The organism is Streptomyces sp. DG1A-41, from assembly GCF_037055355.1.
In the GTDB taxonomy this organism is placed as follows: Bacteria; Actinomycetota; Actinomycetes; order Streptomycetales; family Streptomycetaceae; genus Streptomyces.
The window spans coordinates 5,922,306-5,934,740 of sequence record NZ_CP146350.1 but is presented as its reverse complement, the minus strand read 5'-3'; the positions used below and the strand labels follow the sequence as shown (position 1 = coordinate 5,934,740).

General features: G+C 70.7%; 10 protein-coding genes. 8 read left to right on the top strand and 2 right to left on the bottom strand.

Annotation, left to right across the window (positions count from 1 at the left end):
- The first annotated feature begins 289 nt into the window (after window positions 1–289).
- Window positions 290–2,434, top strand: a complete 2,145-nt coding sequence (locus V8690_RS27825) for a SpoIIE family protein phosphatase (RefSeq protein WP_338782810.1) — start codon at window positions 290–292, stop codon at window positions 2,432–2,434.
- A gap of 348 nt (window positions 2,435–2,782) precedes the next feature.
- On the opposite strand, the gene V8690_RS27820 is transcribed toward V8690_RS27825, so the two are convergent.
- Window positions 2,783–5,074, bottom strand: a complete 2,292-nt coding sequence (locus V8690_RS27820; RefSeq protein ID WP_338782809.1) for a transglycosylase domain-containing protein — start codon at window positions 5,072–5,074, stop codon at window positions 2,783–2,785.
- A gap of 260 nt (window positions 5,075–5,334) precedes the next feature.
- Between V8690_RS27820 and V8690_RS27815 the strand changes: the two genes are divergently transcribed.
- The 5 genes from V8690_RS27815 (at window position 5,335) to V8690_RS27795 (ending at window position 10,161) form a co-directional block, all read left to right on the top strand.
- Entirely contained in the window at window positions 5,335–6,270 is a 936-nt protein-coding gene (locus tag V8690_RS27815; protein ID WP_338782808.1) for an SPFH domain-containing protein, read from the top strand.
- Complete coding sequence (locus V8690_RS27810) at window positions 6,267–6,530, top strand: hypothetical protein (protein ID WP_338782807.1); 264 nt, start codon at window positions 6,267–6,269, stop codon at window positions 6,528–6,530. The genes V8690_RS27815 and V8690_RS27810 overlap by 4 nt, the downstream gene beginning before the upstream one ends.
- Window positions 6,531–6,624: 94 nt before the next feature.
- Window positions 6,625–7,149: a PadR family transcriptional regulator gene (locus V8690_RS27805; protein WP_338782806.1), complete on the top strand. Its 525-nt coding sequence runs from the start codon at window positions 6,625–6,627 to the stop codon at window positions 7,147–7,149.
- A gap of 16 nt (window positions 7,150–7,165) precedes the next feature.
- On the top strand, window positions 7,166–7,834 hold the full coding sequence (locus V8690_RS27800) for an ABC transporter ATP-binding protein (protein WP_338785483.1): 669 nt from the start codon (window positions 7,166–7,168) through the stop codon (window positions 7,832–7,834).
- Complete coding sequence (locus tag V8690_RS27795) at window positions 7,831–10,161, top strand: FtsX-like permease family protein (RefSeq protein ID WP_338782805.1); 2,331 nt, start codon at window positions 7,831–7,833, stop codon at window positions 10,159–10,161. The genes V8690_RS27800 and V8690_RS27795 overlap by 4 nt, the downstream gene beginning before the upstream one ends.
- Before the next feature lie 36 nt (window positions 10,162–10,197).
- Here V8690_RS27795 and V8690_RS27790 read toward each other — a convergent pair whose 3' ends face one another.
- Window positions 10,198–11,148 carry a LysR substrate-binding domain-containing protein gene (locus V8690_RS27790; protein WP_338782804.1) on the bottom strand — a complete coding sequence of 317 codons (951 nt, stop codon included), beginning with the start codon at window positions 11,146–11,148 and terminating at the stop codon, window positions 10,198–10,200.
- A 133-nt stretch (window positions 11,149–11,281) separates the two neighbouring features.
- Here V8690_RS27790 and V8690_RS27785 point away from each other — a divergent pair, with 133 nt between their 5' ends.
- Both V8690_RS27785 and V8690_RS27780 read left to right on the top strand, forming a co-directional pair.
- Entirely contained in the window at window positions 11,282–11,836 is a 555-nt protein-coding gene (locus tag V8690_RS27785; protein ID WP_338782803.1) for a peroxiredoxin, read from the top strand.
- 3 nt (window positions 11,837–11,839) lie between these two features.
- Window positions 11,840–12,373 (top strand): alkyl hydroperoxide reductase, encoded by a 534-nt coding sequence (locus V8690_RS27780; RefSeq protein WP_338782801.1) that lies wholly within the window; start codon window positions 11,840–11,842, stop codon window positions 12,371–12,373.
- Window positions 12,374–12,435 lie beyond the last annotated feature (62 nt).

The window sequence follows — 12,435 nt, the reverse complement described above, 5'->3', positions numbered from 1 at the left end:
GCCCCCGGGCAAGAAACGTAGGATCGTCCTCCGCAAGGGCGCGCGGCGGCAACTGACGGAGCACGCGCTGGGCTTGACCGATCGTCACCGAGGGGCGGCAGGACGTGAGCGAGGGGTACGAGGGCAACACCGAAAGGGCCTGCGCCACAGGTCCCCAGGACCGCAGACGGTCCGCCGGTGGCACAGGAACAACCTCTGACCACGCGGGAATTCCGTTCCTGGGGCACGTATTCCGGGTATCGGAGTTTCGGCGGGACCAACTGCACCTCTGGCGTGCAGCCCCGGACGGATGGATTCGACACGCGTGACGGAGCAGCCGACCTCCTTCGAACGCCCGCAGCCGGGCGTCGACCCCGCGGACCCCCGCGGGGCGCTCGTGCATACCTCGACACCGGCGCGTGCGCCCGGCACGGGCGCCTTACCGGTACAGGGCCGCTGCGGCGGCGACGTCACCGCTCCGCTCACGACTGCGCACACCACGCCGGGCACGTCGGAGCCGGGCACCTCCACGCCGTTCGGCAAGGGCAAGGACACCGTGAGCGACCCCGTCTCCGAGCATTCCCAGCCGGGTACCGAGCAGACCGCCGAGCGCGAGACTCCTCGGCCGCGGCCCGCCCCCGAGGGCATTCCGGTCCAGCCGGCCGACGAACAGGACCGGCCGGCGCCCGGCCCCGAGGGCCACGAGCGCCGCAGCGGCCAGAGCCTGGCGCCCGGCCGTCCCACGCCGATGCGGCGCGACGGCGACCGGCTGCGCTTCGTGGGTGCCGCCACCCGGCGGATCGCCCGCGGCATCGATCTCGACGAGATCGTGATGGGGCTGTGCCGGGCCACCGTGCCCACGTTCTCCGACGCGATCCTGGTCTACCTGCGCGACCCGCTGCCCGTAGGCGACGAGCGGCCCACCGGCCCGCTGGTGCTGCGGCTGCGCCGCACCGACCGGATACCGGCCGAGCGCGACACCGAGAACGGCTTCCTGCCGGCCGCGCAGCCCGAGCCGAACGAGCTGGACACGGTCGGCGCCGAGCTGTGCGAGGTGCGGCCCGGCAGCGCGCTCGCCGAGGTGCTGCGGGGCGTGCGCCCGGTGTTCACCGACGCTCCCGCGGCCCGTGCCGCGCTGCCCGAACTGCTCGGTGACGGCGGCGAGTTCGCCGTACCGGACGGGCAGCGCGCGATCCTCGCCCCGCTGCGCGGCCGGCGCCGGGTCATCGGTGCCGCCCTGTTCCTGCGCCGCCCCGAACGCATCGCCTTCGAGCCGGACGACCTGCTGGTGGCCGCCCAGCTCGCCACGCACAGCGCCCTGGGCATCGACAAGGCCGTGCTGTACGGCCGCGAGGCCTACATCGCGGACGAGCTCCAGCGCACCATGCTGCCCGAGACGCTGCCCCGCCCCACGGGCGTGCGGCTCGCCTCGCGGTACCTGCAGGCCGCGGAGACCGCCCGGGTCGGCGGCGACTGGTACGACGCCATCCCCCTGCCCGGCAGTCGGGTCGCCCTGGTCGTCGGCGACGTCATGGGCCACTCCATGACCTCGGCCGCCATCATGGGCCAGCTGCGCACCACGGCCCAGACCCTCGCCGGTCTCGACCTGCCGCCGCAGGAGGTCCTGCACCACCTCGACGAACAGGCCCAGCGCCTCGGCGTGGACCGCATGGCGACCTGCCTCTACGCGGTCTACGACCCGGTATCGCACCGCATCACCATCGCCAACGCCGGTCACCCGCCGCCCGTCCTGCTCCACCTGGGCGGCCGTGCCGAGGTGCTGCGCGTGCCGGCCGGTGCCCCCATCGGGGTCGGCGGCGTCGACTTCGAGGCCGTGGAGCTGGACGCGCCCGCCGGTGCGACCCTGCTGCTGTACACCGACGGCCTGGTCGAGTCCCGGCTGCGGGACGTGTGGACCGGCATCGAGCAGCTGCGGGAGAAGCTCGCCGCGACCGCGCAGCTCACCGGGCCGGACCATCCGCCGCCCCTGGAAGCGCTGTGCGACGAGGTGCTCGACATGCTCGGCCCGGGCGACCGGGACGACGACATCGCGCTGCTCGCCGCCCGCTTCGACGGCATCGCGCCCAGCGATGTGGCGTACTGGTTCCTGGAGCCGGAGGACGCCGCGCCCGGCCGGGCCCGCCGACTGGCCCGGCGCGCGCTCCAGCGCTGGGGCCTGGAGGAGCTCAGCGACTCCGTCGAGCTGCTGGTCAGCGAGGTCGTGACGAACGCCGTGCGGTACGCCTCCCGGCCGGTCACGCTCCGGCTGCTGCGGACGGACGTCCTGCGCTGCGAAGTGGGCGACGATGTCCCGCAGTTGCCGCGCCTGCGGCAGGCCCGCGCCACCGACGAGGGCGGACGCGGGCTGTACCTGGTGAACCGGCTGGCCCGGCGCTGGGGCGCGACCCGGCTCAGCACGGGCAAGGTCGTCTGGTTCGAGCTCAACCGCGGCTGACCCGCCGGGACGGCTGCAGGGGAGGACGCTCCGCCGAACCCGCGGTCGGCGCGCGCCCGGCCCGGGCGTGGGCGGCGATCCCGCCGGCCAGGAGTTGCCACCGGCTGCCGGCAGGCGCCCGCCCGCATCCGCGGCGAACGCCTGCCGACCTGGTGAACATATGGCCGGGAGGGGACGATCCGGCTCTCCGCCCGCCGGATCGTCCGCAACATGCGCTCAACCACAAGCCGGTGCCGTTGACCGGGCCGGTCACGACATTCGGGTGAAGATCGAGTGCACTTCCTACTCCGCCCGGCATGCGAAGGGCGCCCGGTGTGCACCGGGCGCCCTTCAGCGTCTCCTGCTCTTCTACTGCTCGTCGCCCGGCTTGACCGGGTCGAACGGACCGCCGCCGCCATCGCTCGGCGGTGTCGTCTCCGGGCCCGTCGGCGGGGTCAAGGTGGGCGGTGTCGTCGTCGGAGTCGGCGACGGCGAGGTGCTCGGCTCCTGTGTCGTCGGCGGCGGTGACGACGACGGCTCCTCGGTCGTCGGCTCCTGCGTGGGCTCCTTGGTCGGCTCCTGCGTGGGTGTCGGCGTCCACGTCGGCTGGACGGCCGCGCCCTGCTGGGTGTCCAGGTCGAACTTGGTGACGTCGCCCATCACGCCGAAGGTGTACGCCGCCCAGATCAGTGCCGGGAAGCCACCGCCGTTGACCCGGGGCTGGCCGCCCGCCTTGTACATCGGGACCTGGGCGTGGGTCTTGGCGTCCTCGCCGAACAGGCCGACGGAGGTGACCAGGTTCGGTGTGTAGCCGGTGAACCAGGCCGACTTGTTGTTGTCGGACGTACCCGTCTTGCCCGCGACCTGCTGGCCGTCGCGCTCGGGGTTGTTCCGCACGGACGCCTGCGCCGTACCGTCGTCGACCACGCCGGTCAGCACCGAGGTCACCGAGTCGGCGGCCTCGCGGCTGATGGCCTGGTCGCCGACCGGGTCGGGCATGGTGACCGTCTTGTTCAGGTGCTCCGCCGACTTCACGAGGGCCGGGGTGACCTTCTTGCCGTGGTTGGCGAGGGTCGCGTAGACGCCCGCCATCTCCAGGGGGCTCGCGCCCATGCTGCCCAGGGTCTGGGCGGGCACGGCCTCCATGTTCTTGGTGTCCATGCCGAGCTTGCCCGCGACGTCGACCACGTCGGTCATGCCGACGTCGACGCCCATCTGCGCGAAGACGGAGTTGACGGACTTGTTCATCGCCGTCTGGACGGTGATCTTCCCGTAGTTCTCGTCGTCCTCGTTCTCGGGGGCGAAGCCGACCTCGCTGCCGTTGTCCACGACCTGGCGCTTGCTCGTGCCGTCGTAGACCGTGTTCGCGGTGATCGGCTTGCCGTCCTGCGTCTTGGCCTGCTCGTCCAGGGCCGCGGCGAGGATGACCGGCTTGAAGGTGGAGGCGGGCTGGTAGTCGGAGCGGGTGGCGTTGTTGGTGTAGTGCTTGAAGTAGTCCACGCCGCCGTACATCGCGACCACGGCGCCCGTCTTCGGGTTCACGGACGCGGCACCGGCCTGGACGTCCCCGTCGACCTTGCGTTTTTCGGGGTCGAGCTTGCTGGTCAGCTGCTGCTTGACGGACTTCTCCAGCGCCGCCTGCTTCTTCTTGTCGATGTTGAGCGTGACGGTCCAGCCGCCGGCGCTGACCATCGCCTCGGCCTCCTTGGTGCTGCCCGCGGTGCCCTCGGCGACGAGTTGCTTCTCCAGCGCCGCGTTGGCCGCGTTGACCAGGTAGCCCTTCTGGCCCTCCATGCCGGGGGCGGGCCTGGGGTCCTTCGGCACCGGGAACTTCATGGCGTCGCGCTCGGACCGGCTCAGCCAGCCCTCCTCGACCATGTTGTTCAGGACGTAGTTCCAGCGGGCCTTCACCAGCTTCTTACCCGTCGGGGAGGCGACCGCCCAGTCGTACTCGCTCGGGGCCTGGAGCAGCGCGGCGAGGTAGGCCCCCTGCGCGACCGTGAGGTTCTCGGCGTCGGTGCGGTAGTAGGCCTGGGCGGCGGCCTGGATGCCGTAGGCGTTGCGGCCGTAGTAACTGGTGTTGATGTCGCCGGCGAGGATGTAGTCCTTGGACTTCTCCCGGTCCAGCTTCAGCGAGATGACCAGTTCCTTCAGCTTGCGCGAGACGGTCTGTTCCTGCGTCAGGTAGTAGTTCTTGACGTACTGCTGGGTGATCGTCGAACCGCCCTGCGCGCCCCTGCCCGAGAGCGTGTTGAGCAGGCCGCGGGCGGTGCCCTTGAGGTCGACGCCGGCGTCCTTGTAGAAGGTCTTGTTCTCGGCTGCGACGAAGGTGAGCCGCACGCCCTTGGGGACCCTGGACAGATCGACGACCTCGCGGTTGACCTTGCCGTCGCGGGCCATGATCGTGCCGTCGCTGTACTTGTAGATGTTGCTCTGCCGCTTGGCGTCGGCGTTCCCCTCGGGGATGTCGATCACCATGTACAGCACGATGAAGGCGCCCATGCCGAGCAGGCACAGGCCGAAGAAGGTGCCGAGGATCTTCTTCCAGGTGAAGAGCCTGCGTATGCCGCTCTTCCCGGCCGCGCCCGACGAACGGCGGCGCTTGGGTGCCGCCCGGCGCCCACCGCGCTGTCGGGCGCGTCTTTCTTCCGCTCGTCCCATGGGTCCGATCCGCTCCGCTTCGTTCATGTGTGCTCACATGTCACACGGGTTCGCCGCTCAGGTCAGCTCAGAAAGCTAACACCGGGAGATATGAGATAGGGCTGCCGATCCGCCTCTTTGCGGACGTGACAATCAGCACCCATCCCAACGGAACCGACGTTCGAGACACGCGCAGGGTTGCCAGGACGGGGAAAAGTGATATCACTTAGATAGATGGAAGCTATGCAGGAGTGGCTTCCCGCGAGAACGGGGGATCACCCATGCCCACACACCAACCGCAGGTCACCGCCGACGTGCCCGAAATGCCGGCGCCCCGCGTGCGGGAGTTCGCCGCGCACAGCATCGGTGGCGGACTCGCCCTGCTGCTCGGCCTGCTCGGTCTGCTGGCCGGCGCCGGGCTGATCGCGGCCGCCACATCGGTCGACGGGGGCGGAGCCAAGGCCGCCCTGATCATCGGCGGCATCCTGGTCGGCCTCGCGGCGTTCCTGGCCATGTGCGGGCTGAACATGGTGGCGCCCGGCGAGGCCCGGGTCGTCCAGCTCTTCGGCCGCTACCGCGGGACGATCCGGCAGGACGGTCTGCGCTGGGTCAACCCCCTCACCTCTCGCACCAAGATCTCCACGCGCGTCCGCAACCACGAGACCGCCGTCCTTAAGGTCAACGACGCCTACGGCAACCCGATCGAGCTCGCCGCGGTCGTGGTGTGGCGGGTCGAGGACACCGCCCAGGCCACCTTCGAGGTGGACGACTACGTCGAGTTCGTCTCCACGCAGACCGAGGCGGCCGTGCGACACATCGCCATCGAGTACCCCTACGACGCCCACGAGGAGGACGGCCTCTCGCTGCGCGGCAACGCCGAGGAGATCACCGAGAAGCTCGCCGTCGAACTGCACGCGCGCGTGGAGGCGGCCGGGGTGCAGATCATCGAGTCGCGCTTCACGCACCTCGCATACGCCCCCGAGATCGCCTCGGCGATGCTCCAGCGGCAGCAGGCCGGAGCGGTCGTCGCGGCCCGGCGGCAGATCGTGGACGGGGCGGTGGGCATGGTCGAGGCCGCGATCGCCCGGATCACCGAGCGGGACATCGTGGAGCTGGATTCCGAGCGGAAGGCGGCGATGGTCTCCAACCTGATGGTGGTGCTGTGCGGCGACCGTGCCGCGCAGCCGGTCCTCAACACCGGGTCCCTGTACCAGTGACCGTGCCTTCCGAGGGCCCGGGTTCGCAGCGCCGGCCGCAGCAGCAGCGCAAGCAGGTGCTGCTGCGGCTGGACCCGGCGGTGTACGAGGCGCTGGCGCGGTGGGCCGGGGACGAGCTGCGGTCGGCCAACGCCCAGATCGAGTTTCTGTTGCGGAAGGCGCTGGCCGAAGCGGGGCGACTGCCGCGGGAGACCGGGCCGCTGCCGCGGCGCGGCAGGCCGCCTGGAGGCTCGGAGCAACGCCCTGTTGCGGAACCGTGACAACAGGCCCCGACCTGCACGCCCGTACCGCCCGCCATGACTTGCGCACTCGACGTATACACCCCACGTATACACCCCGTGTACAGTCATGGTCATGTCCATTGGTCACACTCTCCTGGGGCTCCTGGAGTCCGGCCCGCGTCACGGTTACGACCTGAAGCGGGCCTTCGACGAGAAGTTCGGTCACGACCGGCCCCTGCACTACGGCCAGGTCTACTCGACGATGTCCCGGCTGCTGAAGAACGGGCTCGTCGAGGTCGACGGCATCGAGGCGGGCGGCGGGCCCGAGCGCAAGCGGTACGCGATCACCGAGACCGGCATCACCGACGTCGAGCGCTGGCTCGCGACGCCGGAGAAGCCGGAGCCGTACCTCCAGTCGGCCCTCTACACCAAGGTCGTCCTCGCGCTGCTCACCCACCGCGACGCCGCCGACATCCTGGACACGCAGCGCTCGGAGCATCTGCGCAGCATGCGGATCCTGACCGACCGCAAGCGCAAGGGCGACCTCGCCGACCAGCTCATCTGCGACCACGCCCTGTTCCACCTGGAGGCGGACCTGCGCTGGCTGGAGCTGACCGCGGCGCGTCTGGACAAGCTCCGTGAGGCGGTGACCCGGTGACGATTCCGCCGGCTCGCTGCTCGCCGCTCAAAACCTGCGCAAGGCGTACGGGCCGACCACCGCCCTCGACGGTGCCGAGTTCTCCATCCACCCGGGCGAGGTCGTCGCCGTGATGGGTCCGTCCGGGTCGGGCAAGTCGACGCTGCTGCACTGCCTCGCCGGGATCGTGACGCCCGACTCCGGATCGATCACGTACAACGGGCGTGAGGTCACGGCGATGAGCGACGCCGAGCGCAGTGCGCTCAGGCGCTCCGAGTTCGGGTTCGTGTTCCAGTTCGGCCAGCTCGTGCCCGAACTCACCTGCGTGGAGAACGTGGCGCTCCCGCTGCGCCTGAGCGGGTCGTCCCGCAAGGAGGCCGAGCGGACCGCGCTGGCGTGGATGGAACGGCTGGAGGTCGACGACCTGCGCAGGAAACGGCCCGGCGAGGTGTCCGGCGGTCAGGGCCAGCGCGTCGCCGTCGCCCGCGCGCTGGTGACGAACCCGCGTGTGGTGTTCGCCGACGAGCCGACCGGCGCGCTCGACTCCTTCAACGGCGAGCGCGTGATGGAGCTGCTCACGGACGCCGCCCGGTCCGCCAACGCCGCCGTGGTGCTCGTCACCCACGAGGCCCGGGTGGCCGCGTACTCCGACCGCGAGATCGTCGTACGCGACGGCAAGTCCCGGGACATGGAACGCGCCGTATGAGCGCCTCACAGTGGGCGCGGAATCTTTCCATGGGGGTCCGGTTCGCCTTCACGGGCGGACGCGAGGGGTGGATCAGGGCGCTGCTGACGGCCGTCGGCGTCGGGCTCGGAGTGGCGCTGCTGCTGCTCACCACCGCCATCCCGAACGCGCTGGCGGAACGGGACCGGCGTGAGGCGGCGCGCACCGACCACACCTTCACCCAGCAGGAGATACCGAAGGCCGACAACACCCTGGTCGTCCTGGACACGGACACCATCTTCGGCGACAGGGACGTGCGGGGGCGCATGCTGGAGCCGGAGGGCCCGCGGGCTCCGCTGCCGCCGGGGCTCTCGGAGTTCCCGGCCAAGGGTGAGATGGCCGTCTCCCCGGCGCTGAAGGAGCTGCTCACCTCCGACAGCGGGAAACTGCTGCGGGAGCGGCTGCCCTACCGGATCACGGGCACCATCGGCGAGCAGGGGCTCGTCGGCTCCCAGGAACTGGCCTATTTCGCGGGCGGCAAGGGGCTCGCCGACCGGCTCCGTTCGACCAGTGGGGCGCGGATCGACAGCTTCGGCAATCCGGACCTCGCGCCGTCCGACCCGTGGGACCCGGTGCTGCTCCTGCTGGTCCTGGTCGTCTTCGTGGTGCTGCTGATGCCGGTCGCCGTGTTCATCGCCGCGGCCGTGCGGTTCGGCGGCGAGCGGCGCGACCGCAGGCTGGCGGCGCTGCGGCTGGTCGGCTCCGACAGCCGGATGACCCGGCGGATCGCCGCCGGCGAGGCGCTCGCCGGATCCGTGCTGGGACTCGTCCTCGGCACCGGGTTCTTCCTGCTGGGACGCCAACTGGCGGCCTCCTTCGAGGTGTACCGCGTCAGCGTGTTCCCGAGCTATCTGAACCCCTCTCCCCTGCTGGCCGCCCTGGTCGCGGTGACGGTCCCGACGGCGGCGGTGCTGGTGACCCTCCTCGCCCTGCGCGGGGTGGTCATCGAGCCGCTCGGCGTGGTGCGCACGGCCAAGCCCGCGCGGCGCCGGCTGTGGTGGCGGCTGCTGCTGCCGCTGGGCGGGCTCGCGATGCTCTTCCCGATGGTCGGGCAGGGCAACGACGACGGGACCTTCAACCAGTACCTCGTCGTGGGCGGAGTGATGCTCCTGCTCGTCGGCGTCACGGCCCTGCTGCCCTGGATCGTGGAGAGGGCCGTCGCCCGGCTCGGCCCCGGCGGGATCGCCTGGCAACTGGCCGTGCGCAGGCTCCAGTTGAGCAGTGGCGCGGCGGCGCGCATGGTCAACGGCATCGCGGTGGCGGTGGCCGGGGCGATCGCACTGCAGATGCTGTTCGCCGGGGTGGAGGGCGGCTACACCAGGGCGTCGCAGTACGACGTCACCCGGGCCCAGATGCAGGTGGACGTGCCGGACGGCGCCGAACCCGCTCTCGTCGCCGAGGAGTTCCGCGACACCGAGGGCGTGGGCAAGGTCACCACGCTGTCCGATGGCTATCTGCGCGACCGGCGCGGTGAGGAGGGCTCCGACGTCCAGATCACCGTCGCCGACTGCACGTCGCTGCGCGAGGTGGCCATGTTGCCGTCCTGCCGCGACGGCGATGTCTTCGCCGTTCCGAGCGCCGAGTACGACACCGACTCGATGGCCAAGCCCGGCAGGACCCTGTGGGCCGACCCGGTCGACGCCGACCGCCCCGGCGACCACTGGGGCTCCTGGACCGTTCCGCAGGACATCCGGCAGGCCCGGACCCGCGAGGACCCCACCGGGTACGAACGCGGCGGCATCCTGATCACACCCGGCGCCCTGCCCGAGAAGCTCGGGGCGCTCGCCTCCGCACGGCTCTTCCTGAGCCTGGACCGCTCCGTGCCGGACGCGTACGAGTACGTGCGCAACACGGCCGCGCGACTGGACCCGATGTCCCAGCCCATGACTTGGCACAGCACTGAGCGCAACGAACGCTTCGCCACCATCCGCACCGGCCTGTTCGTCGGCGCCGCGTGTGTGCTGGCCCTGATCGGCGCGAGCCTGCTGGTCTCGCAGTTGGAGCAGTTGCGCGAACGCCGCAAGCTGCTGTCGTCCCTGGTCGCCTTCGGCACCCGGCGCCGCACCCTCGGCCTGTCGGTGCTGTGGCAGACGGCGATCCCGATCGGACTGGGCCTGCTGCTCGCCGCGGCGGTGGGCATGGCCCTGGGCGCGGTCCTGCTTCGGATGGTGAACACCTCCGTCCGGGTGGACTGGGCGAGCGTGCTGTCGATGACCGGCATCGGCGCGGGTGTCGTCCTGGTGGTGGCGCTGCTGAGCCTGCCGCCGCTGTGGAGGATGATGCGGCCGGACGGGCTGCGGACCGAGTAGGGCCGAGCGGGACCGAGCGACTCCTCGTCCGAGCCGTCAGGCGTCCCGGTCCAGGACCCGTACGGGCAGCGGCCGCAGGGCCTCCCGCAGCGCCGCCGCCAGTTCCTCGTACTCCGCGGCGCGCGCGGCCCCTGCCCGCATGGCCAGAGCGACCCTGCGGGTGGGGGCCGGGTCGGTGAAGTACCCGGTGAGCAGCTGGTTGCTGCGGGAGATCTCGACCTTGAGGGCGGTGCGCGGCAGCAGCGTGACACCGAGCCCGCCCGCGACGAGCTGCACCAGCGTGGACAGCCCGGCGGCGGTCGTGGTGACCGGCGCGTCCTCGCGGCCGGCCTCCCGGCAGATGTCGAGGGCCTGGTCGCGCAGGCAGTGCCCCTCGTCCAGCAGCAGCAGGTTCAGCTCGCGCAGCGCCTCGCGCGGTATGCCCTCGCGCCCGCCCAGCCAGTGGTCGAGCGGTGTGACGAGCACGAAGTCCTCGTCGAAAAGCGGCAGTTCGGCCACTCCCGGCACGCCCAGCGGCACGGCGAGCAGCAGCAGGTCGAGCCGGCCGTTGGTCAGGCCGTCGAGCAGGTTGGCGGTCTGCTCCTCGTGCACCTGGAGGTCGAGGTGCGGATACCGCTCGTGGACGAGCCGCAGCACGGTGGGCAGCAGATACGGCGCCACGGTCGGGATGACCCCCAGCCGCAGCACGCCCGTGAACGGGGCCCGGACCGCCTCGGCCTCCTCCATGAGCGCCCCCACCTCGGCCAGCACCGCCTTGGCCCGCGCGGCGATCCGCTCGCCCTCGGGTGAGAGCAGCACCTTGCGCGTCGTACGCTCGAGGAGCGTCACTCCGAGTGTCTCCTCCAGCGCCGAGACGGCCCCCGAGAGGGCGGGCTGGCTCATGCCGATGGCCCCTGCGGCGTCCCGGAAGTGCAGGTGCTCGGCCACGGCTGCGAAGGCCCGCAGCTGGGCGAGGCTGGGCTGCCTGCGCTTATTACCCACAGTCACTAATAACTACCTCCGATCAACCCGACCGAGTGTAGCTATTTCCGTAATCAATCGACCCTGTGCCAACATCAATAACGTCCAACCCATGGGAAACACCCGCAATCCGGGTGTTTCTTCGCTGCAAGGAGAGCGTGTGCTCACTGTCGGTGACAAGTTCCCCGAGTTCGATCTGACCGCCTGCGTCTCGCTGGAGAAGGGCAAGGAGTTCCAGCAGATCAACCACAAGACCTACGAGGGTCAGTGGAAGGTCGTCTTCGCGTGGCCCAAGGACTTCACCTTCGTGTGCCCGACCGAGATCGCCGCCTTCGGCAAGCTGAACGACGAGTTCGCCGACCGCGACGCCCAGGTCCTCGGCTTCTCCGGCGACTCCGAGTTCGTCCACCACGCCTGGCGCAAGGACCACGACGACCTGCGTGACCTGCCGTTCCCGATGATGGCCGACTCCAAGCACGAGCTCATGCGCGAGCTCGGCATCGAGGACGAGGACGGCTTCGCCAAGCGCGCGGTGTTCATCGTGGACCAGAACAACGAGATCCAGTTCTCGATGGTGACCGCGGGTTCGGTCGGCCGTAACCCGAAGGAGGTCCTGCGGGTCCTGGACGCGCTCCAGACGGACGAGCTGTGCCCCTGCAACTGGTCGAAGGGCGACGAGACCCTCGACCCGGTCAAGCTGCTGGCTGGTGAGTAAGGCATGTCCCTCGACTCCCTGAAGTCCCGCATACCGGACTACGCCAAGGACCTGAAGCTCAACCTGGGCTCGGTCATCGGCAACTCCGACCTGCCCGCGCAGCAGCTGTGGGGCACGGTCCTCGCGACCGCGATCGCCTCGCGCTCGCCGATCGTGCTGCGCGAGCTGGAGCCGGAGGCGAAGGCGAACCTGTCGCCCGAGGCGTACACGGCCGCCAAGTCCGCCGCCGCGGTGATGGCGATGAACAACGTCTTCTACCGCACGCGGCACCTCCTTACGGACCACGAGTACGGGAACCTGCGCGCGGGCCTGCGGATGAACGTCATCGGCAACCCGGGCGTCGACAAGGTCGACTTCGAGCTGTGGTCCTTCGCGGTCTCCGCCATCAACGGCTGCGGCATGTGCCTCGACTCCCACGAGCAGGTCCTCCGCAAGGCCGGCCTCGACCGCGAGGTCATCCAGGAGGCGTTCAAGATCGCCTCCGTGATCCAGGCGGTCGGCGTGACACTGGACGCCGAGGCGGTTCTGGCCGAGTAACCCTCGGCGGTACGCCACGAATCACAGGAGCCCCGCCCACCGAGAGTGGGCGGGGCTCCTGT